The 23,451-nt window shown below is 69.9% G+C and carries 20 protein-coding genes; 9 read left to right on the top strand and 11 right to left on the bottom strand.

Annotation, left to right across the window (positions count from 1 at the left end; translation table 11 throughout):
• The first annotated feature begins 195 nt into the window (after window positions 1–195).
• Window positions 196–762: a DJ-1/PfpI family protein gene (locus ACZ4SA_RS32630; RefSeq protein ID WP_468281526.1), complete on the top strand. Its 567-nt coding sequence runs from the start codon at window positions 196–198 to the stop codon at window positions 760–762.
• A gap of 152 nt (window positions 763–914) precedes the next feature.
• Here ACZ4SA_RS32630 and ACZ4SA_RS32625 read toward each other — a convergent pair whose 3' ends face one another.
• From ACZ4SA_RS32625 to ACZ4SA_RS32615, 3 genes are all read right to left on the bottom strand, one after another.
• Entirely contained in the window at window positions 915–1,085 is a 171-nt protein-coding gene (locus tag ACZ4SA_RS32625) for a hypothetical protein (protein WP_468281525.1), read from the bottom strand.
• 434 nt (window positions 1,086–1,519) lie between these two features.
• Window positions 1,520–2,191, bottom strand: coding sequence for an HAD family hydrolase (locus tag ACZ4SA_RS32620; RefSeq protein WP_468281524.1), 672 nt, complete (start codon window positions 2,189–2,191; stop codon window positions 1,520–1,522).
• Between the two features lie 67 nt (window positions 2,192–2,258).
• On the bottom strand, window positions 2,259–2,765 hold the full coding sequence (locus ACZ4SA_RS32615; RefSeq protein ID WP_468281523.1) for a DUF6912 family protein: 507 nt from the start codon (window positions 2,763–2,765) through the stop codon (window positions 2,259–2,261).
• Window positions 2,766–3,043: 278 nt separating this feature from the next.
• On the opposite strand from ACZ4SA_RS32615, the gene ACZ4SA_RS32610 reads away from it, so the two are divergent.
• Complete coding sequence (locus ACZ4SA_RS32610) at window positions 3,044–3,448, top strand: Rv3235 family protein (RefSeq protein WP_468281522.1); 405 nt, start codon at window positions 3,044–3,046, stop codon at window positions 3,446–3,448.
• 819 nt (window positions 3,449–4,267) lie between these two features.
• Here the strand turns inward: ACZ4SA_RS32610 and secA are convergent.
• On the bottom strand, window positions 4,268–7,078 hold the full coding sequence (gene secA, locus ACZ4SA_RS32605; RefSeq protein ID WP_468281521.1) for a preprotein translocase subunit SecA: 2,811 nt from the start codon (window positions 7,076–7,078) through the stop codon (window positions 4,268–4,270).
• A gap of 240 nt (window positions 7,079–7,318) precedes the next feature.
• Between secA and ACZ4SA_RS32600 the strand changes: the two genes are divergently transcribed.
• Window positions 7,319–7,894, top strand: a complete 576-nt coding sequence (locus ACZ4SA_RS32600) for a GNAT family N-acetyltransferase (RefSeq protein WP_468281520.1) — start codon at window positions 7,319–7,321, stop codon at window positions 7,892–7,894.
• A gap of 47 nt (window positions 7,895–7,941) precedes the next feature.
• Window positions 7,942–9,102, top strand: a complete 1,161-nt coding sequence (locus ACZ4SA_RS32595) for a winged helix-turn-helix domain-containing protein (protein WP_468281519.1) — start codon at window positions 7,942–7,944, stop codon at window positions 9,100–9,102.
• 98 nt (window positions 9,103–9,200) lie between these two features.
• Here ACZ4SA_RS32595 and ACZ4SA_RS32590 read toward each other — a convergent pair whose 3' ends face one another.
• The 7 genes from ACZ4SA_RS32590 to mtnA all read right to left on the bottom strand — a co-directional run bounded on the left by ACZ4SA_RS32590 (window position 9,201) and on the right by mtnA (window position 17,692).
• A complete protein-coding gene (locus tag ACZ4SA_RS32590; RefSeq protein WP_468281518.1) occupies window positions 9,201–9,965 on the bottom strand; it encodes a response regulator in 765 nt (254 codons plus the stop codon).
• A gap of 208 nt (window positions 9,966–10,173) precedes the next feature.
• Window positions 10,174–10,866, bottom strand: a complete 693-nt coding sequence (gene hpf / locus ACZ4SA_RS32585) for a ribosome hibernation-promoting factor, HPF/YfiA family (protein WP_468281517.1) — start codon at window positions 10,864–10,866, stop codon at window positions 10,174–10,176.
• 335 nt (window positions 10,867–11,201) lie between these two features.
• On the bottom strand, window positions 11,202–11,927 hold the full coding sequence (locus ACZ4SA_RS32580; protein WP_468281516.1) for a ComF family protein: 726 nt from the start codon (window positions 11,925–11,927) through the stop codon (window positions 11,202–11,204).
• Window positions 11,928–12,007: 80 nt separating this feature from the next.
• Window positions 12,008–13,864, bottom strand: a complete 1,857-nt coding sequence (locus ACZ4SA_RS32575) for an LpqB family beta-propeller domain-containing protein (protein ID WP_468281515.1) — start codon at window positions 13,862–13,864, stop codon at window positions 12,008–12,010.
• Window positions 13,854–15,851: an MtrAB system histidine kinase MtrB gene (gene mtrB / locus ACZ4SA_RS32570; protein ID WP_468281514.1), complete on the bottom strand. Its 1,998-nt coding sequence runs from the start codon at window positions 15,849–15,851 to the stop codon at window positions 13,854–13,856. Before mtrB ends, ACZ4SA_RS32575 begins: the two co-directional genes overlap by 11 nt.
• A 1-nt stretch (window position 15,852) precedes the next feature.
• On the bottom strand, window positions 15,853–16,542 hold the full coding sequence (gene mtrA / locus ACZ4SA_RS32565) for a two-component system response regulator MtrA (protein WP_219852863.1): 690 nt from the start codon (window positions 16,540–16,542) through the stop codon (window positions 15,853–15,855).
• Window positions 16,543–16,546: 4 nt separating this feature from the next.
• Window positions 16,547–17,692: an S-methyl-5-thioribose-1-phosphate isomerase gene (gene mtnA, locus ACZ4SA_RS32560; RefSeq protein ID WP_468281513.1), complete on the bottom strand. Its 1,146-nt coding sequence runs from the start codon at window positions 17,690–17,692 to the stop codon at window positions 16,547–16,549.
• Window positions 17,693–17,874: 182 nt separating this feature from the next.
• On the opposite strand from mtnA, the gene ACZ4SA_RS32555 reads away from it, so the two are divergent.
• From ACZ4SA_RS32555 to ACZ4SA_RS32535, 5 genes are read left to right on the top strand one after another with little or no spacing between them, the layout of a single operon-like run.
• Complete coding sequence (locus ACZ4SA_RS32555) at window positions 17,875–19,089, top strand: glycerophosphoryl diester phosphodiesterase membrane domain-containing protein (protein ID WP_468281512.1); 1,215 nt, start codon at window positions 17,875–17,877, stop codon at window positions 19,087–19,089.
• Window positions 19,090–19,093: 4 nt separating this feature from the next.
• A complete protein-coding gene (locus ACZ4SA_RS32550; RefSeq protein WP_468281511.1) occupies window positions 19,094–19,783 on the top strand; it encodes a DUF4129 domain-containing protein in 690 nt (229 codons plus the stop codon).
• Window positions 19,780–20,991, top strand: a complete 1,212-nt coding sequence (locus ACZ4SA_RS32545; RefSeq protein WP_468281510.1) for a DUF4350 domain-containing protein — start codon at window positions 19,780–19,782, stop codon at window positions 20,989–20,991. The genes ACZ4SA_RS32550 and ACZ4SA_RS32545 overlap by 4 nt, the downstream gene beginning before the upstream one ends.
• On the top strand, window positions 20,988–21,971 hold the full coding sequence (locus tag ACZ4SA_RS32540) for an AAA family ATPase (protein ID WP_468281509.1): 984 nt from the start codon (window positions 20,988–20,990) through the stop codon (window positions 21,969–21,971). Before ACZ4SA_RS32545 ends, ACZ4SA_RS32540 begins: the two co-directional genes overlap by 4 nt.
• Before the next feature lie 8 nt (window positions 21,972–21,979).
• Window positions 21,980–23,290, top strand: a complete 1,311-nt coding sequence (locus ACZ4SA_RS32535) for a DUF58 domain-containing protein (RefSeq protein WP_468281508.1) — start codon at window positions 21,980–21,982, stop codon at window positions 23,288–23,290.
• Window positions 23,291–23,451: the final 161 nt, after the last annotated feature.

Genomic DNA, 23,451 nt, shown 5'->3' with positions numbered 1-23,451 from the left:
CCGGGCGCTGTAGCGCTCCGGGCGAGGGCCGGGGGCTTCGCTGCCCCCACGGCGTATCGCGCTGATCACGCCCCCAGGCTATCTCCCCGCACCCCCGACCCGTCATGAGCCGTATGTGTACAAAAGCGGGGCCCGAAGTTTGACACTCTGGACAGCGACACAGGGCCCTGTTGGCAACCAACACCGGGAGCAGCCATGACCACGAAGATCCTCATCGTCACCGGGGACGCCGCCGAGTCCCTGGAGGTCCTCTACCCCTACCAGCGGCTGCTGGAGGAGGGGTACGAGGTGCACATCGCGGCGCCCGCCCGCAAGAAGCTGCAGTTCGTCGTGCACGACTTCGAGCCGGGCTTCGACACGTACACGGAGAAGCCGGGCTACACCTGGCAGGCCGACCTGGCCTTCTCGGAGGTCGACCCGGGATCGTACGCCGCCGTCGTGATCCCCGGCGGACGCGCGCCCGAGTACCTGCGCAACGACCCCGAGCTGCGCAAGGTTCTCAAGGCGTTCTTCGACTCCGACAAGCCTGTGGCCCAGATCTGCCACGGACCACTGCTGACGGCGGCGACCGGCGGCCTGGAAGGGCGCCGGGTGACGTCCTATCCCGCGCTTGAGCTGGACATGCAGGCTGCGGGAGCGACGTTCCAGGACACGGAGGCGGTTGTGGACGGCACACTGATCTCCTCGCGCGCCTGGCCGGACCATCCGGCGTGGATGCGGGAGTTCCTCAAGGTGCTGCGGGCGACGGCACCGGCGACCTAGTCTCGTGATTTTCCCTGGCCAACGGCCTGGCGGTGAGAAGTCCAGCGGGTGTGCGGCGTTCGTGGGGCGATCGGGCACCCGACGGAACACCGGCCCCCTGCACTCAGAGTCAGGCCCCTGACCAGCAGGAACAGCGAAACGCTGCTGGAGTATCAGAAGAGGAGCACGCCGACCGCGAATACCGACAGACTCACCGCCACGCACAGGAAGACCATCGCGATGCGGTTGCGCCGCGCGGCAGCCTCGCGGTACCGGCCCAGGAGCCGGGCCGCCTCCAATACCTCCTGCTCGAAGCTCTCGGAACTCCGTCTGCCATCCCTCACGTCAGCCGCCTCCGTCACGCTTCTCCGTGTCTCCGCCCCCCGGCCGTCCGGATCGGTGGCTCCCGCGTCGAACAGGGCCGGTGATGCTACACCCGTGCGACGCAGCCGGTCACGCCCGTGTGTCTGGGCTGCTGGGGACTGCTGGGGTCGGCCAAACACACCGCGAGCGCGCGGCCGCCTTGCGCCGCCGCCGACCGCAGGCCGGGACAAGTGGTATCGCGAAGAGGTCAAGCGGCGCGGCCACACGTTCGCGGGACGGCCCGGCAAGGACCGTCCCACTCCCATTCCAGCCCGCTGCACTCTCCGCGCCCAAGGCTGTTGACCGGCGCTGATGAAGAGTCCGGCTGGAGTACAGGGCCTCTCGTTTTGATCATGCCGGGCGCGCGGAGCGCTTGCGGCGCCGGGCCGCGAGCGTCACCTGGACTCACGGGCCGTCAGGCGACGAGCTCCTCCGCCACCTCGACGGCCTCCTCCAGTGTGTCCACCACCGGCACTCCCACCGACTCCAGGCTCGCCCGGCTGTGCGATCCCCCCGTGAAGAGCACCGCCTTCGCACCGACGTGGGCCGCCGCGACGGCGTCGTCCGCCGCGTCACCGATGACGACGACCCGCTCGGCGCTCACGCCCGCCAGACCGGCAAGGTGGCGCACCATGTGCTCCGCCTTGCCGGACGTCGAGGCGCCGACCCGGCCGTCGACCCGGACGAACCGCTCCTCGATGCCGTGGCGGCGCACGATCGGTATCAGATGCTCATGGGGGGCGAGCGACAGCAGGGACTGGGTCAGCCCCGACTGCTGCCGCCGCACCAGCAGCTCGGCCGCCCCCGCCGCGAGACCGCACGCGTCGGCCCGTGCCCAGTAGTGCTTGTGGAACGCGGCGTCCATGACGAGCCACTCGTCGTCCGTGGGAAGGCGCCCCATGAGCCGCTCGTAGAACCGCGGGACGGGCACGCAGAACAGCTCGCGGTAGCGCTCGAGCGTGATCTGCGCAAGGCCTATCTCCGCGAAGGCGGCGTTCGTCGCCGCGATCACGGTGCTGATGTCGTCGAGCAGCGTGCCGTTCCAGTCCCAGACCAGATGAGCGCTGCGGTTCCCCGTCTTCCCCATGCCGGAAACCGTACAGGCGGGGTACGACAACGCCGACCGCGGACGGTCATCCTCCGGGCGCGGGCGGTCAGCCGACGATGTTCGGGATCTCCTGCACGCCGAACCAGAGCAGCTCGTGGTCCTCGGCTCCGTCGACCGTGAACTGCGCGTCGTCGTCACCGTGGTCGGCGGCGCCGAGCGCGTCCACCGCGGCGGAGACGTCGTCCACGGCGTCGTCGGCGTCGACGTGGACGGCCGCCGCCTTGCCCAGCGGCACGGCGGAGGCGATCCGCACCTCACCGAGCGCGCCCGCGTCGAGCACACTGTCTGGATCCGCGACCGCGTCCTGGTCCGCCACGTCGACGGCCACGACCACACGCCGCCTGGCCGCCTCCGGGGCACCGGCCAGCAGGCGCAGCGACGCGGCGGCGGCGCGGTTCAACGCGGCGTACTCCAGCTCCTCGATGTCGTCGGAGACGTACCACTCACGCAGGCCGGGCGTGACGGCATACGCGGCCAGCGGACCGGGACCCAGCTCGCCCGCTTCGTGCGCCGCTGCGAGACCGGGGAGGGTCAGGGGGACGTACACGCGCATGGCAGGCCGCTTTCGTAGTCTTCGGGACGCCCACAGGATACGTGCGACGTCCCCCATCGAGGTGCACTCCCTCCCCCGCCGGCCGTCCACCTCGCACCCCGTCGACGGCTCTTCTTCCCAGCCCCTACTGGCCCTCGTCACCCAGATAGGTGACTCTTCCGGCCCGGCCCGGCAGCAGGGGACGCGCGTTGCAACGCACCGCTCGACCCCATAGAAGATCACCGACCACAGCCACCTCCCGGTACACGACCGGGCACGGCACCTCGGGGGCGATCTCCATGGACAGGACCCGGCCCGCAGGCCGACGCGACCAGCGACGGCCGGCCGTCGCGGCGGCGGCAGCGGCACGAGCACGGCGGCAGCATCTGCCGCACTACTGGTTCGCCGACCGCCTGCTGGCGGTCCTCAGCGGCCAGCGGCCCGTCCACTGGATACTCGGACACACGATCGGCGAGGCCTACGAACAACTCGTCCACCTCGCCCCGGGAGCCCCGCTGCGACCGCAGGAACGGGTGATGCCGGTGGTCCGCCACTGCGGCGAGTTCCACCCGGGCCCCGGCGTCATCGAGGCCTTCGCCCGCATCGGCTCCGGCGACCGGGTCAGCGCGATGGCCTTCCGCCTCGAACAGGGCGCAGACCGCCGCTGGCGCTGCGCGGCGATCGAAGTAGCCGCGGACCGATGAGTGCCGGCTTCGGGGCCTTCGGCGCCCGGCCCTCTGCCGCCCTGCCGGGCACCCGACACCGGGGAGGCAGGGCCTGGGGCGCCGCAGCCCTGCAGACGCCGCTGACGTGCCTCTGAGGGGCGCATCAGGAGACTCCTGCACGGGAGCTCGCCTGGGCCCCGGAGGCCATGGAGCGCGCACGGGCAGGCGCAGGACCATGCAGCCCGTCGGGCACGCATCGGGCGAGCCCAGGACCGGGTCGAGCCCGGAGCCCATGGGAAGCACGCATCGGGCGGGGCTTGGACCGTGGCGGCGTTGGGCGGCGGGAACGGGACCGGGACGGGCCCCTGGAGGGGGCGTGGGACGGGCGGACCTGTGGAGCGCACGAGGCGTGCGCTCCCCGCAGCGGAAGGGGGGCCCAGTGGGTAGCCCGCCCGGGGCCGAAGATCACACGGGCGGGCCCCGACAGGCGCTCAGGCCCGCCCGAGGACCTGGAGCGCAGCACCCCGCGGGGCCGAAGATCACACAGGCGCACCGCCTCGGGCGCTCAGGCCCGCCCGACGCTGCGGTCCCTGAACCGAAGGGTCCTGAAGGCCACACGAGGGCGCCGACCCGGGCGCTCCGAACCACTCGACCACCGCGGCCCCGCGCCGGCGGGACGCGGCACGGAGGCTCGGCGCCACAGGGTTTCCGGCCCCGCCACGGCCCTGTGCGCAGCGCAATACGACGCCCCCAGAGCCGGCCACCGCTCTCCGGGGGCGGCGGGGCGGGCCGGACGGGAAACGCGGCCGGGGCCGGACACCATCGGTGTCCGGCCCCGGCGCGAGTACGACCTGCCCGTTACTTCTTGCGGCGGCGCCCGCCGCTCTTCGCCGCCTTGCGGCGCTCAGCGCGCGTCAGTCCGCCCCCCGACTGACCGCCGTCGGTCTCGAAGTCGCCCTCGACGACACCACCCTCGCCGTCCACCGTCGGCGCGGAGAAGTGCAGACGGTCGGGACGCTGCGGCGCCTCGAGGCCCTTCGCACGGATCTCGGGACGCCCCGCGCCCGCCGGCACCGCGTCCTCCTTGGCCAGCGAAGTCTTCGCGGCCGCGTCCTGCACGGGGACCTCCTCGACCTGCTGCTCGACCTGGACCTCCAGGTTGAACAGGTAGCCGACGGACTCCTCCTTGATGCCCTCCATCATCGCGGTGAACATGTCGAAGCCCTCGCGTTGGTACTCGACCAGGGGGTCCTTCTGGGCCATCGCGCGCAGGCCGATGCCCTCCTGGAGGTAGTCCATCTCGTAGAGGTGCTCACGCCACTTGCGGTCCAGGACGGACAGCACCACGCGCCGCTCGAGCTCGCGCATGATGTCAGAGCCGAGCTGCTTCTCACGCTCGTCGTACTGCTCGTGGATGTCTTCCTTGATCGCCTCGGCGATGAACTCGGCGGTGATGCCGGCGCGGTCGCCGACCGCCTCCTCGAGCTCCTCGATGGTCGCCTTCACCGGGTAGAGCTGCTTGAACGCGCCCCAGAGCCGGTCCAGGTCCCACTCCTCGGCGAAGCCCTCGACGGTCTCGGCCTGGATGTAGGCGTCGATCGTGTCGTCCATGAAGTGACGCACCTGCTCGTGCAGGTCCTCGCCCTCCAGGACGCGGCGGCGCTCGCCGTAGATGACCTCGCGCTGCCGGTTGAGCACCTCGTCGTACTTGAGGACGTTCTTACGGGTCTCGAAGTTCTGCTGCTCGACCTGGGACTGCGCGGAGGCGATCGCGCGCGTCACCATCTTGTTCTCGATCGGGACGTCGTCGGGCACGTTCGCCATCGACATCACGCGCTCGACCATCTGCGCCTTGAACAGGCGCATCAGGTCGTCACCGAGCGAGAGGTAGAAGCGCGACTCACCGGGGTCGCCCTGTCGGCCGGAACGGCCTCGCAGCTGGTTGTCGATACGCCGCGACTCGTGCCGCTCCGTGCCGAGCACGTAGAGGCCGCCGAGCTCCTTGACCTCGTCGTGCTCGGCCTTGACGGCCGCCTCCGCACGCTCGAGCGCCGTCGGCAGGGCCGCGGCCCACTCCTCGACGTGCTCGACCGGGTCCAGACCGGCCTGGCGGAGCTCCGCCTCCGCGAGGTCGTCCGGGTTGCCGCCGAGCTTGATGTCCGTACCGCGGCCGGCCATGTTCGTGGCGACGGTGACGGCGCCCTTGCGGCCGGCCTGGGCGACGATCGTCGCCTCACGGTCGTGCTGCTTGGCGTTGAGCACCTCGTGCTGGACACCGCGCTTGCTGAGCTGCTGCGAGAGGTACTCGGACTTCTCGACCGAGGTGGTGCCGACCAGGATCGGCTGGCCCTTCTCGTGCTTCTCGGCGATGTCGTCGACGACGGCGGCGAACTTGGCGACCTCGGTGCGGTAGATCAGGTCGGACTGGTCCAGCCGGACCATCGGCCTGTTCGTCGGGATCGGGACGACGCCGAGCTTGTAGATCTGGTGGAACTCGGCGGCCTCGGTCATGGCCGTACCGGTCATACCGGAGAGCTTGTCGTAGAGGCGGAAGAAGTTCTGCAGGGTGATCGTGGCAAGGGTCTGGTTCTCGTCCTTGATGTCCACCCCTTCCTTCGCCTCGATCGCCTGGTGCATGCCCTCGTTGTAGCGGCGGCCGGCGAGGATACGGCCCGTGTGCTCGTCGACGATCATGACTTCGCCGTCGATGACGACGTAGTCCTTGTCCTTCTTGAACAGCTCCTTGGCCTTGATGGCGTTGTTCAGGTAACCGACGAGGGGGGTGTTCACCGACTCGTAGAGGTTGTCGATGCCGAGCCAGTCCTCGACCTTGGCGACACCGGCCTCGTGGATGGCGACCGTGCGCTTCTTCTCGTCGACCTCGTAGTCGCCGGTCTCCTCGATGCCCTTGAGCTGGTTGCCCGCCTCGCCCTTGGTCAGGCGGGTGACCAGCTTGGCGAAGTCGCCGTACCACTTCGTGGCCTGGTCGGCGGGGCCGGAGATGATCAGCGGCGTACGCGCCTCGTCGACGAGGATGGAGTCGACCTCGTCGACACAGGCGTAGTTGTGGCCGCGCTGGACGAGCTCGTCCTTGGACCACGCCATGTTGTCGCGCAGGTAGTCGAAGCCGAACTCGTTGTTCGTGCCGTACGTGATGTCGCAGTTGTACATCTCACGGCGCTGGGACGGCGACATGTTGGCCAGGATGCAGCCGACGGACAGGCCCAGGAACTTGTGGACCCGGCCCATCATCTCGGAGTCGCGCTCGGCCAGGTAGTCGTTGACCGTGATGATGTGGACACCCTTGCCGGACAGGGCGTTCAGATAAGCGGGGAGCGTGCCGACGAGGGTCTTGCCCTCACCGGTCTTCATCTCGGCGACATAGCCGAGGTGCAGCGCGGCGCCGCCCATCATCTGGACGTCGTAGTGGCGCTGGCCGAGCACTCGCTTGGCGGCCTCGCGGACGGTCGCGAACGCCTCGGGCATGAGGTCGTCCAGGCTCTCACCGTCTTCGTAACGCTGCTTGTACTCATCTGTGAGCGACCGCAACTCGGCGTCGGAGAGGTTGACGAAGTCCTCTTCGATGGAGTTGACCTGGTCCGCGATGCGGTGCAGTTTGCGCAGGATCTTGCCTTCGCCTGCACGCATGAGCTTGTTGAAGACGGACACTGAGGTTGGTCTCCTTGCCGGTCGGGCCTGGCACTGGGTCTGTGATGGACACTGGCGCGGGCACGGCAGGTGGGCCCTACCGCATCGGCCATCGTAAGCGAGGACCCCACCGCGCCGGGAGGTCCATCGCCGCTCAGGCCTGCTGTCCGCCACCAGGTGAACGCGCGGGAAGCGCCGAAGGTGCCGGGAGACCGGGCAAAAGTGCTCGCTTCGGCTCGCCGGTCTGACCAGAATCCCGGCATGGAACCGATCACACTCACCACCGAACGCCTGCTGCTGCGGACCTTCACTCCGAAGGACACGAAGGCCGTGCATCAGGCCTGCCAGGATCCCGACATCCAGCGGTGGACGACGGTTCCCTCCCCGTACGAGGAGCAGCACGCGACCGAGTTCACCGAGCGCATCGTTCCGGACGGCTGGCGCAACGGCACCATGTGCACGTTCGCCGTCCTGCCGCGCGAGGGCGGGCCCCTGATGGCTTCGGTCGCCGTGACGATGCGCACCTTCTCGGGAACGTGGGAGATCGGCTTCTGGACGGGCAAGGAGCACCGGGGACGCGGCGTGATGGCGGAGAGCGTGACCGCCGTGTCGCACTGGGCGTTCATGAGGCTCGGCGCCACCCGGATGGAATGGCGGGCCGAGGTGGGCAACACCGCCTCGCGCGCGGTCGCCGAAAAGGTCGGCTTCCGCGTCGAGGGGGAGCTGCGCGCGGCGCTGCTCAACAAGGACACCCTGCGGGACGTGTGGGTGGGCGGGCTGCTCCCCTCCGACCTGGGCCTGAAGGGCAACCATCCGTATCTGCCCAGCCGCTCCTGATCTCGGCTCCGGCCCGGCTGTCAGCGGCGCCCTCTATCGTGCGGGACATGACGACGCCGCCGCCCACACTCGAACTCTCCGCCGACGAGGCCCGCCGCATCGCGCTGCGGGCCCAGGGGTTCCTGGGCGCGCCTGACCGGCGCGGCGGGGTGCGGGGAGTGCTGCGGCACCTCGGCGCGGTACAGCTGGACACGATCTCGGTGCTGGCGCGTTCCCATGAGCTGATTCCGTACGCCAGGTTGGGCGCCGTCGGCCGCAAGGCGGTCGAGGACGCCTATTGGACGGACGGTCACAGCTTCGAGTACTGGTCGCATGCGGCGTGCATCCTGCCCGTCGAGGAGTGGCCGCACTTCGCCTTCCGCCGCCGCGCCTACCGCGCCCGCCCGCAGTGGTACCACGAGCTGCCGGACGGCGCCTACGACGCGGTGATCAAGCGGCTGCGCGCCGAAGGGCCGCTCACCGCGACCGGCCTGGGCGGCGCCAACAACGGTGGCGAGTGGTGGGACTGGTCGGCTTCCAAGGTCGCCGTCGAGCGCGCGCTGATGTACGGCGAGGTGGTGTGCACCGAGCGGCGCAGCTGGAAGCGGGTGTACGACCTTGCGGAGCGCGCCATTCCGGATGCCCTCCTGCACGACGCTCTGGACGACACCGAGTGTCTGCGTCGTCTCGTCCGCCTCGCCGGCCAGTCGCTCGGCGTGGGCACGCGCGCGGACATCGCCGACTACCACCGCCTCAAGGGCGAGCAGTTCGACGCGGTGGTCGCGGACTCCGGGCTGGTGCCGGTCTCCGTCGAGGGATGGGCGAAGCCGGCCTGGGCGGCTCCGGAGGCTCTCGCGTCGACGCCGCGCGGTCGGCATCGGACGACCCTGCTCTCACCGTTCGACTCGCTCATCTGGGAGCGGGCGCGCACCGAGCGGATCTTCGGTTTCACCCACCGGCTCGAGGCGTACGTCCCCAAACCGAAGCGGGTCCATGGGTACTTCGCGATGCCTCTGCTGGCGGGCGGGAAGCTGATGGGCCGCGTCGACCCGGCGCGCGAGGGCACGACACTCGTGGCCCGCCAGGTTTCCCTGGAGACACCGAAGACCGTGGAGTCGATGGCGCAGGCGCTCCGGGAGGCCGCGGAGTGGGTGGGCTGCGACTCCGTACGAATCGAGCGGGTCGACCGCCCCGAGCTGACCGCAGCGCTGGTGAAGGCCCTGGGCTGAGCGCGGCGGATGTGCGTCGACCGCTGCGACGGCGGATTTCCTGCCTGCGGCCGCGGGCGGCTGATCTTTTGGACCTGCCGACGGCCGACGGCCGACGACTAGCGGATCTCCAGAATCTTCTCCCGCATGGCGTAGACGACCGCCTCCATCCGGGAGTGCAGCTGCAGCTTCTCCAGGATGTTGCGCACATGGTTCTTGACCGTGTTCTCCGAGATGAACAACTCCTTGGCGATGTCGCGGTTGTTCATTCCCGTGGCCACGAGCTTGAGCACTTCCAGCTCCCGGTCGGTCAGCCGGGGGGCCGGCACCAACCTGCGCTCGTCCGTCCGCTGGATCATCGACTTGAACTCGGTGAGCAGCTTGGACGCCATGGAGGGGCTGATCTGCGACTGCCCGTCGGCCACCGCGCGGATGGCTGTCGCGACCTCGTCCGTGGAGATCTCCTTGAGGAGATAACCCGTGGCACCGGCCTTGATAGCTTCGTAGAGGTCGGCTTCCTCGTCGCTGATCGTCAGCATGATGATCTTCGCGCTGGGCGCCACCTCCTTGATCGAGGTGCACGCCTCGATGCCGCCGCGCTTCGGCATCCGTACGTCCATCAGCACGATGTCCGGCAGCAGATCCGCCGCCTTGTCGACGGCCTCCGCCCCGTCGCCCGCCTCGCCGACGACCTCGATGCCCTCCTCGTGCGCGAGGACGATCTCGAGCCCCCTCCGGAACAGCGCGTGGTCGTCGACCACGAGAACCCGGATCGGCTCCCTGCCGTAGCCGGCCGTCTCCTCGTCGCTGTGCGCGTCGGTGTCCGCGTGTGTCTTACCGGGGTGGTCCGCATCGCCGTGCACCGGACCGAAACTGTCCGCCATCGTTCCTCCCCCTGAAGGCCGTGGCCCGAAGATCATGTGTGGTTCACCAACGTCAGTACGCAGCGCACCGGTTGGCTTGCGACGTCATGCTTTCATGCCCGGACGACAGAACGGTGATCCTGTGGTTGCACGAGGGTGCCCCTGGGGGCGCACAGCGCACCCCAGGGGCACCAATTTCTTCGTCGGCAGGGCTACGGGATTTTCGGCGTCAGCCGCCGAGTGCTCCTCCGGCGCCGCCCGCCTCCGACCCCGCCAGCGGGTCGGTCTCCAGGTGGATGACGCCGTAGTCGTAGGCATGTCGCCGGTAGACGACACTGGGCTGCTTCGTCTCGGAGTCGACAAAGAGATAGAAGTCGTGCCCGACCAGCTCCATCTCGTAGAGCGCCTGGTCGAGCGTCATCGGTGCTGCCGTGTGCAGCTTCTCGCGGACCACCAGCGGCCCTTCGCCCTGTACTTCGATCGAACCGATCTTGGTGGTGGGAACGGCCTCCGCCACCTGCTCGGCAATGGGCCGGCCGTTGCCGGCGCTCAACTCTGCGACGCCCGGGACGACATCGACCACCTCGGCCGCGGACAGGCGGCCGTTGCCACGTCGGTTGTGGCGCTTCTCGTGCTGCTTGCGAAGCCGTGCCTCCAGCTTGCCGGTTGCAAGGTCCAGCGCTGCGTACGGGTCGGCGGCTGCGGCCTCCGCCCGGATCACCGGGCCGCGCGAGCGGAGAGTGATCTCCACGCGGTCGGAACGGTCGGCCTGCCGCGGGTTGTGCTCCTTGGACACCTCGACGTCGAGGCTGATCACCTTGCCGTCGAGCTTCTGGATCTTCTCCAGCTTCAGCTTCTCGGCCACGTGCTTGCGGAACCGCTCGGGCACCTCGGTCTTGCGGCCCTTGACGACGATGTCCACGCAGAACTCCGTTCCCGGATTCGCTCCGCCCGCTCACCGGCTGCGGAGCTTCTCCCACTTGCACCAGGCTCCGGTGGTCTCCGGAGCCTCGGACTTGGCGACTTTCACCTCCTCCTCCCCAGCCGACAACATCTCCACTCACCCGACTTTTCGAGGGTGACGCCGCCGCTCATCCCCGGCCGGGAAAACCGGCAGCGCATTCGGTGAGGGAGGCCGTTCGCCATTCCTCACACCGAACATAGCTCTCTCGGACGGGTGTCGGCACCCGCTACCCGGAGGTACCTCCGATCAGGCGTTTTTCCCCTCTCACTACCTGCAACGATGCAAGTTCCCGGTCAGTTCCGGTTTAATTCGAAGGAGGGCGAAGGAACTGCGACAACGGCTGCACTCGGCTGTACGAACCATGCAGAATACGGTTCGGCCGCGGCACTCAGTGCCCGCGCCGCCTCGACCAAAGAAGCGCCGGTCGTCATGACATCGTCCACGATCACCGCCCTGCCGTCCGCCAGAAGGCGTCCGCCGCCGGGCCGTACCTCCAGCGCCCCTGAGAGGTTCTCGAGCCTCTGGCGGGCCGTGAGACCCGCCTGATCGGCCACCCAGCGCCGCTGCCGCAGCACCGGCAGCACTCCGGCCGCTCTTCCCGTACGCCTCAGTTCACCCGCCGCCGCCCGGGCGATCCGCCGCGCTGCGTCATGACCACGCGCCTTGACAACACTGCGGGCGGACGGCACGGGCACCAGCAGCAACGGCATGTCCGGCCCCGATACGTCCACCACGGCCGCGCGAACCGCTCCGGCCAGCGCCACACCGAGCGGACCGGCCAGCCCCATGGCGCCCCGCTCCTTGTGCGCCAGAAGTACCGCACGGACGGAGTCCGCGTAGACGGCGGCAGCATGCACCACGGGCAGCCCCGCCGGTTCCGGCACCGGCCTGGCCCTGCGTGCCACAGTCCCGCGCAGCGCATCGGCGCACTCGGCGCACAACTGCATACGCGGCGCGCCGCAGCCACCGCAGACGGCCGGAAGGACCAGACCGGAGATCTCCCGCCACCACCCCCGCATGGACACCACTGTGCCGACGTGGCACCGCACCCGCCACCTCTGTGGAAAACGGCGGTCGGGGGCCTGGAGTCGAGAGGCCCTCACCCCGGATAGACCGGCGATGACCCCTTCTTGACCAGCGTCTGCCAGTTGGCGCCGACCGGAAGACGCACGATGCCGTCCTCCGCCGAGTACGCGACCAGCGGCCGGCTCTCGTCGTCCGACGCGGCAACCGACTTCACCTGGTTGACGCCGGGCAGTATTCCGTTGGGGACGGTCGAGCCGTCGGTCTGGATGTAGCGCACCTGCTGCACCCCGCCCGCTTCCTTCCCGACCACCACCAGCCGGCTCGGCCCGGCCCACGAAACGGCTGTCACCGTCTCCAGCTGCGGTGCGGCGGGCCGCAGTTCGGTGACGGTCACCACGGCCTCGTCACCGCCGCCCTGCCGTTCCACCCGTCCGATCTTCAGCGTCGTACTGCCGTCCTTGGTCAGCAGCAGCGCGATCCGCGCGCCGTCCGCCGACACCTTCACCGCCTCGATACGCGCCCCGTCCAGTCCTGGGACGATCTTGACTCCTTCCGGTGCTTCCGCGCCGTTCGCCAACCGCTTCAGCGCCGGCCGGCTCGGGTCGCGGTCGGCCACCCACACATCGCCGCGGCCGTCCCAGCTCGGCGCGGACAAGCGGTTGTCACGCCCCTTGCCCGAACTCGTGATCACTGGGTCGCCCAGCTCGCTGTTGGAGACGATCGACGAGACGTACAGACCGCTGGCGTCGTCCGAGACCGCCGCAGCCTTGTGCTCGTCCCTGGCCACGCCGACCGAGCTCATCTCGAGCCGACCGTCGCCGAACGGCCCCGCCACGTTCTGCGGTTCAGCGGTGTCGTTGTCGCCGGCCTCGAGGACCGCCAACCGCTGCTTGCTGTCGACGAAGTACTGGTTGTCGGGCCGGCCGGTGGAATGGTCCGGCGCGTACTCCTTCGCCTGCCCGGCGCTCAGCACGCACAGTTGCGTGCCGTCCGCGCGCAGCAGCTCCACCTGTTCGAGCCGGGCCGACGTGAGGTCCCTGATGGTGAACAGGATCTGCGCCGCCATCTTCATGCACTGCGGCCGGCCCACATGGGAGGCCTTGTCGCCGAGCGGCACCTTCAGGCCGTTGCGGTCGTCGAACGCCAGCGACGTGGCGCCGTCCTTGAGCTTCAGCCCCGTGCCGCTGGGGAACCTCGACTCGACGACCGGCTTCAGCCAGTTCGTCGGACCCTCCAGGAGCGCCTTGACCGCCTGGGTCACCGGGTCCATCCGGGTCACCGGGTCCTGCCGCTGCCGTATGAAGACGGGGTCGGCGACCATCACGTCCCGCCCCGAGGCGAAGTAGTACTTGTTGACCGAGCGGTAGTTGCGCTCGAAGTCGGACGCCCCCAGCAGCAGCCCGGACGGCAGACTGTCGATGCGCCACTGCTTGCCGTCCTGGCCGCTCTTCCGCGACAGGTGGATGGTCCTGCGGTACTCACTCGGGACGACAGGCTCATACGCGTGCTGCGCGTCCACCGTGGCGATCTGCTGACCCAGCAGGGGATAACTCATCCCCGGGTTGTCCCCGCGCCCGGGCACCGGCGTACCCGGGTCGGGAGCAGACGACAGCACCGTGGTGCTCTCCTCCGGCTTCCACTTCTTCGACGCCTCGGGTGTCAGATAGGAGCGGGCCGTGTCGAAATTGGTGTCGTCACTGGTCATCGCCTCCAGGAAGCCCGTGACGATCTCGTCCGGGGTCGCGTCCTTCCGCGGCGGAACCGCATACACCCGGACCTGTGAGTCGGCCCGCTGGGACGCCTTCACCGCGTGGACGTCACCGCTGTCCGGCATCGAGGCGCAACCGGCCAGCAGCACGCCGCTGCAGCCGAGCAGCGCGGAGGCGCGCCGCGCCCCCAGCCGCCCGTGACGACGGGTCTCAGCGCCCACGAATCGTGTCCTTCCGGTCCGAAGAAGCGTGTGCCGCACAGTCGTCGCCCCGCTCTCCACCGGGCCGTGCCACGACACGGGAGCCGTTGCCCGGCAGCGCCGCCGGATCGACCTCGGGGAGCGCCGTGCGCGGCGGCAGCGGCGACAAATCCTGTGCCGTCTGAACGGGCACGGACGTCAGCCGGTGCCCGTTCGCCTCAGGTACTCCCGACGAGCGGGTACGCTCCCTGTTCTGCCGCGAGTCCTCCGGCTCCAGCGGTATCGGAGAGCCCCGCAGCGGCTCGTCCGCCGTGCGCGGCAGCGTCAGACGGAACTGCGAGCCGCCGCCCGGCTCGCCCCAGGCCTGCAGCCAGCCGCCGTGCAGCCGGGCGTCCTCGACGGCGATGGAGAGCCCCAGACCGGTACCACCGGTGGTGCGCGCCCGCGCCGGATCGGCCCGCCAGAACCGGCTGAACACTCGAGTCGCCTCGCCCGGCTTCAGTCCCACCCCGTAGTCCCGCACCGCGACCGCGACGGCGCCGCCGGCCACCGCCATACGCACCACGACATCCTTGCCGTCACCGTGCTCGACGGCGTTGACCACGAGATTACGCAGCACGCGTTCGACACGGCGGGCATCGGCCTCGGCGACGACCGGCTGCTCGTCGCCGACCACCCGTATCCGGCTGCCCTTGCGCTCCGCCAACGGCTCGGCACCGCCGATGACCCGCCGTACGACCTCGCGCAGGTCTATCGGCTCGGCCTCGAGGGCTGCCGCACCCGCGTCGAAGCGGCTGATCTCGAGCAGGTCGGCGAGGAGGGACTCGAAGCGGTCGAGCTGGTCGCCGAGGAGCTCCGCGGAACGCGCCGTCACCGGATCGAAGTCGCTCCGCGCCTCGTGGATCACATCGGCCGCCATCCGCACCGTCGTCAGTGGCGTGCGCAGCTCGTGCGAGACGTCCGAGACGAAACGGCGCTGCATCCTGGAGAGCTCCTCCAGCTGCTGGATCTTCAGCTGAAGGTTCTGCGCCATCTTGTTGAAGGCCTCGCCGAGGCGGGCGATGTCGTCCTCGCCGGTGACCTTCATCCGCTCCTGGAGCCTGCCGGCGGCGAGCCTCTCCGCGATACCCGCCGCCATGCGGACGGGGGTGACGATCTGCCGCACCACGAGCCAGGCGATCGCCCCGAGCAGCACCACCACGAACAGCCCGGCCGTCGCCAGGGTGCCTCTGACCAGATTGAGCGACTGCTCCTCCTGCGCCAGCGGGAAGAGGTAGTACAGCTCGTACGGATTTCCCTCGATGTCGTTCAGCTGGGTGCCCACCACGAGCCCGGGCTCCGGGTCGAGCACGTCGTCGGTGTACTTGATGCTGACGTACTTCTCGAACGTCCCCGCGCCCTGCCCGACGGAGTCCCGCAGGTCCTGGGGGATGCTCGCCGGGTCCACGCCGCCGGACGTCCGAGGCGCGCGACTGGAACCGGCTCCCTGCGCGTCGGCGCTGAGCGCCACCACATTGAACGCGCCCTGCCCGCCGCTGGACAGTTGCACCACCAAGTCGGAACGCCAGGTGCGGGCGTTCCCGTCGGCCGCGTTGTCGTCCTGCCCGCCTCCCGGTCCGATCGGTGCGTTCGCCTTTTCGCGTGCCACGGCGAACCCGCCGGACGCCTGGCTCTGCGCCGCCTTGCTCTTCGCGTCGAGCAGACCGTTGCGCACCTGCCCGATGACGACGAAGCCCAGCAGCACGACGACGCCGAGCGACATCAGCAGTGTGCTCACCACGACGCGGAGCTGGATGTTCCGCCGCCACAGCCTCATTGCGGGCAGCAACGGACGGCGCACCCAACGCATGACGAGCCGCGGTACGGGCCCGCCGGACGTTCCGTCCTGGAGCAGCCGTCCGCCATGGAGCAGACGGCCGAATCGCGAGGGCCCACGCCCCGGTCCGGCAGCCCGCCCCGTACGGACTCCCGGCTCGCCGGGCTTCGGAGCAACGCTGCCACTGGACATGTCAGCTCGGCCCGGCCTTGTAACCGACGCCACGGACGGTCACCACGATCTCCGGCCGCTCCGGGTCCTTCTCGACCTTGGAGCGCAGCCGCTGCACGTGGACATTGACCAGTCGCGTGTCGGCGGCGTGGCGATATCCCCACACCTGCTCGAGCAGCACCTCACGGGTGAAGACCTGCCAGGGCTTGCGCGCGAGGGCGACCAGCAGATCGAACTCCAGCGGGGTGAGAGCAATCGACTGCCCGTCGCGCTTCACCGAGTGGCCTGCGACGTCGATGACCAGGTCCCCGATCGTCAGCTGCTCCGGCGCGGGCTCCTCCGACCTCCGCAGCCGCGCCCGGATCCGGGCGACCAGCTCCTTCGGCTTGAACGGCTTGACGATGTAGTCGTCGGCCCCGGACTCGAGTCCGACCACAACATCGACGGTGTCGCTCTTTGCGGTGAGCATCACGATCGGAACGCCCGATTCGGCCCTGATGAGCCGGCACACCTCGATGCCGTCCCGACCGGGCAGCATGAGGTCCAGCAGCACCAGGTCCGGCTTGGCCTCCCTGAAAGCGGCAAGTGCCTTGTCACCGTCCGCTACGAACGACGGCTCGAAACCTTCACCACGCAGCACAATGCCGAGCATCTCGGCAAGTGCGGTGTCGTCGTCGACGACAAGGACTCGTCCCTTCATATTCGACATCATCCCATTAGCTAATCGTTACCTGACGTGACCTGGCACACAGCTCCGCTATTCCGCCCCCGGTGACCGGCGACAACACCCCCTCCTCGGTGACGATCGCCGTCACCAGATCCGGCGGCGTGACATCGAACGCGGGGTTGTACGCCTGGGTTCCCAGGGGAGCCACGGACAGCCCACCGCTTCCGGCACCGGCCGCTGCGGACTGCGGGGATGTTACCTCCGTCACCTCATGCCCCGGTCGCTGCTCCACCTCGATCGACGCCCCGTCCGGGGTGGACAGGTCCATGGTCGTGGTCGGCGCGACCACGATGAACGGCACATGGTGGTACTTGGCCAGGACCGCCAGCGGGTAGCTCCCGACCTTGTTGGCCACCGAACCGTCGGCGGCGATCCGGTCGGCGCCGATCAGCACGGCGTCCACCTCACCGGCCGCGAAGAGCGACCCCGCGGCGTTGTCGGTGAGCAGCGTGTAGGGCAGTCCGTTGCGCGCCGCCTCGTACGCCGTCAGCCGGGAGCCCTGCAGCAGCGGCCTCGTCTCGTCCACCCACAGCCTTTGAAGCCGCCCCGCCCGGTGTGCGGAGAGCGCCACGGCGAATGCCGTCCCTTCGCCGCCGGACACCAGTGCCCCGGTGTTGCAGTGCGTCAGGATCCGGTGGCCGCCCCCGGGCAACAGCTCCGCCAGAAGCTCCAGACCGTGCGCCGCCATGCGCCTACTGGCCTCCGCGTCCGTCCGGTGCAGTTCCTTGGCCGCCGTGAGCGTGGCAGCGGCGGCCTGCGCGCTGTCGGCGCCCTGCGCGAGGGCCGTCCGGTGCGCGGAGGCCGCCAGCCGTACCCCGTAGCCGAGATTCACAGCGGTGGGCCGCGCCGTCTCCAGCAGCTCCACGGCCTCCTCGACATCGAAGCCCCGCACCGCGGCGAGCGCCACGCCATAGGCACCGGCGACGCCGAGGACCGGCGCTCCGCGCACGGCGAGCATGCGGATCGCCCGCACCAGGGCCGGAACGTCGGTGCAGACCAGCTCGAGCTCCTCGGCAGGCAGCCGGGTCTGGTCGAGAAGTACCAGTACAGGCCCTTCGGGCGGCTCGTCCCAGCGCAGCACCGGAAGCCCGGGCGGCTCGGTACCGGCCTGGTTTTGTGCGTACTGATCAGCCATCCGCCCAGTCTGCCCGCTGAGGCTTCGACAATGAAGGCACGAAGGAGACCCGGGCCCCGGTCCACCGGCGGCCTGCGCGTGGCACGATGGCTGCCAACCGGCCGCCCTGACAGGCGGAAGGGCACCGTGAACGTGCCGGCTCCATGAGACGGCCCCGCGACCAATCCATGAGGTGGACGACCGTGAACGACACTCCGGGCTGGGCATCGCCCGGATCGGCTCCCTCCGAGGGGCAGAACTCCGGCGTGCCGCATCCTGCCCCGCCCGTCGACGGAAGCGGTCCCTCCTCGAAGTGGTCCAAGGAGCAGCCGCCCCCGGGGCAGTGGTCTGCGCCGACCGGCCCCGGCCGGGTTCCCGGCCCGCCGCCCTCCTGGGGCGGAGGCCGGCCCGACGGCGGCTGGGGTCGCCCTCCGGCCGCGGCAAAGCCCGGTGTCATCCCGCTCCGCCCGCTGGGGGTCGGGGAAATCCTGGACGGCGCGGTCTCGACGCTGCGCGCGCACTGGCGCCCGGTTCTGACCGTGACGATCACGGTCTCTGTCGTCTCCCAGATCTTCAGCATCCTCGTGGAGCGATACTTGCTCCCCGCGCCTCCTGACATCGATCCGAACGCGACGCCCGAGGAGGCGCTGGAGCAGTCGGTCGATTCCCTGCAGGCCAGCCTGCTGGCCATGGGTCCGGCCCTGCTCATCATGCTGATCGGCACACTGCTCACCACCGCACTGCTCACCGTGGTGATCAGCCGCTCGGTGCTGGGCCGCCCGGTCACTCTCGCCGAGGCCTGGCGCGAGGCCCGGCCCCGGCTGCCCCACCTGCTGGGTCTTACCCTGCTCCTCCCCCTGGGCAGCGCCACGATCATGACGGCCGGTGTGCTGCCCGGGCTGCTGATCGGCGGCGCGGGGGTCCTCCTGTCTGTGCTCGGAGGCCTCGCCGCCCTCACCGTGATCATCTGGCTGGTGATCCGCTTCGCCCTCGCCTCCCCCGCGCTCGTACTGGAGCGCCAGGGCGTCATCGCGTCCCTGCGCCGCTCCGCCAAGCTGGTCCAGGGCGCTTGGTGGCGCATCTTCGGCATCACGCTGCTGACCGTGCTGCTGGCCTTCCTCGTGAACATGATCATCGCGATTCCGTTCACGATCATCGCGTTCGCCGTGGACGGAGTCGGGCTCAGCGATCTGTTCAGCGGTAACAGCCCCGACTTCGGCTGGGCGTTCCTGATCATCACGGGCGTCGGCTCCGTGATCGCCTCCTCGATCACGTACCCGATCTCCGCCGGCGTGACGGTGCTCCTCTACGTGGACCAGCGCATCCGCCGCGAAGCCCTCGACCTCGAACTCGCCCGGGCAGCGGGGCTCCCTGGCTACGGGGCGCAGTCGCCCGGCATCAACACCACCGGGGGCTGATGCGGTGTTGGGCACGGGGGGCGTGGCGGCAGCAGCGCTGCTGACCCGAGCGAGCGATGACGTACCGGTGGACACTCCGCGCATTCCCGCCCGGGAGGCGGCGGAGCGCGAACTGTCCAGACCGATGTACCACGAGAACGAGCCGAACCTGCTCCAGCGCGCGCTGAACCGCTTCTGGGAGTGGGTCGACAGCCTCTTCGGCGCGGTCTCCGGAGGTGCACCGGGAGGCACGATCGGCCTCATCGCCATCGTCCTCGTGGTCGCTGCCCTGGCGGCCGCGCTCTGGTGGCGGCTCGGCAAGCCCCAGCGCGCGGCAAGCTCCGCCGACTCCCTGTTCGACGACAGCCCGCGCAGCGCCTCCGCACATCGTACGGCGGCAGAGACACACGCAGCCGCCGACCGCTGGAACCAGGCCGTACAGGAACGCATGCGCGCCATCGTCCGGTCGCTGGAGGAACGGACCCTCCTCGACGCCCGGCCCGGCCGCACCGCCGACGAGGCGGCAGCCGAGGCGGGCCGCTCCCTTCCTGACCACGCCAACGAACTGCGTGCGGCAGCCCGCGCCTTCGACGACGTCACATACGGCGGTCGCACCGCCGACCGACGGACGTACGAGCGACTGCGGGACCTCGACCTGGCGCTGGAACGCACCAAGCCCCTGCTGACCACCGCTGCCCAGGGAGCGGCCGAATGACCGCGTCCAGCAGCGCCACCTCCATGTCCCCCACCACGCGCGAGGTGTGGAACCGGGTCCGGGGCCTGCTCCTGGCGCTCGCCCTCCTCGTCGCGGCGGGCATCGCCATGGCCGCCATGCGCTCCGGTGACCATCACGGCCGACTCGATCCGCGCTCCGCCGACCCGTACGGAAGCCGGGCCGTCGCCGAACTCCTCAAGGACCGCGGAGTGTCCACCCGAGTGGTGACCACCCTCGACGAGGCCACCGCTGCGGCGGGCGCCGACACCACGCTTCTCGTCACGGAACCCGACATGCTGACCGATGGTCAGCAGCAGGGGCTTCGGTCCGCGACCGCCTCGTCCGAGGGACGCACGGTCCTGCTCTCCCCCGGCCCGGCCTCCCTCGGCATCCTCGTTCCCAGCGTGAACGTGGACTTCCCTTCCGAGGTCGACGCCCGGGAGCCCCAGTGCGACTACCCCGCCGCCCGCAGAGCGGGCAGCGCCGACCTCGGCGGTGAGCGCTACTCCACCGACGCTCCGGACGCCGACAGTTGCTACCCGAGCGACGGACTTCCCACCCTGCTCAGGCTCGACGGCCCCGGCGCCGGCGCCGGCGACACCGTCCTCCTCGGCACCCCGGACATCTTCTACAACGAACGTCTCGACCAGTACGGCAACGCCTCCCTCGCCCTGCAACTCCTCGGGTCCCGACCCGAGCTCGTCTGGTACATCCCGTCACTCGACGACGCCTCGGCCGTAGAGGCCCCCGACGGCGACAACCGCAGCGAGGGCGAGGACGCGTTCTTCGACCTGATCCCCGGCGGCTGGCTGTGGGGCACGCTGCAACTCGGCGTCGCAGCCGTCCTGGCCGCCGTCTGGCGGGCCCGCCGGCTCGGGCCGCTGGTCCTCGAGCGGCTCCCGGTGGCCATCCGCGCTTCCGAGTCCACAGAAGGACGCGCCCGCCTCTATCGCAAGGTGAACGCGCGCGACCGTGCCGCCGCCTCCCTGCGCGCCGCCGCCAGAACCCACTTGGCCCCGCTCCTCGGTGTATCCGCAGCCGACACCCACTCACCCGAGGTACTGCTTCCCGCGGTGTCGGCCCAGCTCCCCGACGGAGAGTGGGACGTCCGCGAGCTGCTCTTCGGCCCTCCTCCGGCCGACGACAGCGCACTCGTCCGACTTGCAGACCAACTCGACGCCCTCGAAAGAGAGGTACGCACCTCATGAGCGCCCCGACCCCCGAGACAGCCGAGAGCTCGGACCGCGCCCGCGCCTCCCTGGAGGCTCTGCGCTCCGAGATCGCCAAGGCGGTAGTCGGCCAGGACCCCGCTGTCACCGGTCTCGTCGTGGCCCTGCTCTGCCGCGGCCATGTCCTGCTCGAGGGCGTCCCCGGCGTCGCGAAGACTCTCCTCGTCCGTGCTCTGGCGGCCTCTCTCGAACTCGACACGAAGCGTGTCCAGTTCACCCCCGATCTGATGCCCAGCGATGTCACCGGGTCCCTGGTCTACGACACCCACACCTCCGAGTTCTCCTTCCAGCCCGGGCCGGTGTTCACCAACCTCCTGCTCGCCGACGAGATCAACCGCACTCCGCCCAAGACCCAGTCGTCGCTGCTCGAAGCGATGGAGGAGCGTCAGGTCACGGTCGACGGCACTCCTCGTCCGCTCCCCGAGCCCTTCCTCGTCGCAGCGACCCAGAACCCCGTCGAGTACGAAGGCACCTACCCGCTGCCGGAAGCGCAGTTGGACCGCTTCCTTCTCAAGCTGACGGTCCCCCTTCCGTCCCGCGACGACGAAATCAACGTCCTGACCCGTCACGCCGACGGGTTCAACCCGCGGGACCTCGCTGCGGCGGGGGTGCGTCCCGTCGCCGGCCCCGCCGAGCTGGAAGCTGCCCGCGCCGCCGTCGCCAAGACCTCGGTCTCGGCCGAGATCGCCGCCTACGTCGTCGATATCTGTCGTGCCACCCGCGAGTCCCCCTCACTCACTCTGGGCGCCTCTCCTCGAGGTGCCACGGCGCTGCTGTCCACCGCCCGCGCCTGGGCCTGGCTCACCGGACGCGACTACGTCATCCCCGATGATGTGAAGGCCCTGGCCCTGCCCACCCTTCGGCACCGACTCCAGCTCCGGCCCGAGGCGGAGATGGAAGGAGTCACAGCCGACTCCGTCATCACCGCGATCCTCACCCACGTCCCCGTCCCCCGCTGAGGCACTCCATGGCCCTCACCGGACGAACCGCGCTACTGGCCGCGCTCGGCTCTCTCCCCGTGGGCATCCTCGCCCCGAGCTGGACGGGGATGCTCGCCGTCAACGCCCCTCTCTCACTCGCAATCCTGTGCGACTACGCCCTCGCCGCGCCAGTGCGAACGCTCCGATTCACCCGAAGCGGTGACACAACCGTTCGACTCGGTGACGCCGCCGAGGTGGAGCTGACGGTCACCAACCCCTCCAACCGCCGGCTCAGGGCGCATCTCCGCGACGCCTGGCCGCCGAGCAGCTGGCTACCGGGATCGGAACAAGCTGCGTCGCGCCACAAGCTGACCGTTCCGGCCGGCGAGCGCCGTCGTGTCACCACGACGCTGCGCCCTACCCGACGGGGAAATCGCCACGCCGAACGCGTCACCATCCGCTCCTTCGGACCGCTGGGTCTTGCAGCAAGGCAGGGAAATCACGACGTCCCGTGGACAGTCCGCGTCCTGCCGCCTTTCACCAGCCGTAAACACCTGCCTTCGCGCCTGGCGCGCCTGCGTGAACTCGACGGCCGTACGAGCGTTCTCATCCGCGGGCAGGGCACCGAATTCGACAGTCTCCGGGACTACGTGCCTGGGGACGACACCCGCTCCATCGACTGGCGTGCCACGGCGCGTCGTACCGCCGTCGCCGTACGCACGTGGCGCCCGGAGCGGGACCGGCACATCCTCATCGTCCTGGACACGGGCCGCACCTCGGCCGGTCGCGTGGGAGACGTGCCGCGCCTCGACGCAGCCATGGACTCCGCCCTGCTGCTCAGCGCACTGGCGTCGCGCGCGGGGGACCGTGTCGGCCTGCTGGCCTACGACCGACGTATCCGGGCTCAGGTCCTGGGCCGCTCTGCCGGCGACATCCTCCCCGCCATGGTCAACGCATTCGCTCCACTGGAGCCGGAACTCGTCGAGACCGATGCACGCGGCCTCAGCGCGGCCGCCCTGCAGAACGCTCCCCGCCGGTCCCTCATCGTGCTTCTGACGAGCCTCGACGCCACCCCCATCGAGGAGGGCCTGCTGCCGGTCCTGCCCCAGCTGACTCAGCGCCACACCGTCCTGGTGGCCTCCGTGGCCGATCCGCACGTCGAGCGCATGACGAATGCGCGCGGTTCCATCGAGGGCGTCTACGACGCCGCGGCAGGGACACAGGTCCAGGCACAGAGGCGCCGCACAGCAGAACAGCTGCAGCGCCACGGCGTCACCGTTGTCGATGCGACACCCGAGAAACTCGCACCCGCCCTCGCCGACGCCTATCTGGCGTTGAAAGCCGCCGGCCGACTCTGAATACGGGCGCCCCGGGTCTACCGACGCCTTCACAGGCCGGATTACCGTCAGGGGGTGCCAGCGGTGGCCGGGTAAACGCGGAAAAGCCCCGCACCTCGAGGGTGCGGGGCTTTCCCACAATAATTGTTCGGCGGCGTCCTACTCTCCCACAGGGTCCCCCC

It is taken from the genome of Streptomyces sp. NPDC027962 (assembly GCF_055566095.1).
The sequence above is the reverse complement of the archived record's forward strand: the minus strand, read 5'-3'. Positions and strand labels throughout refer to the sequence as shown.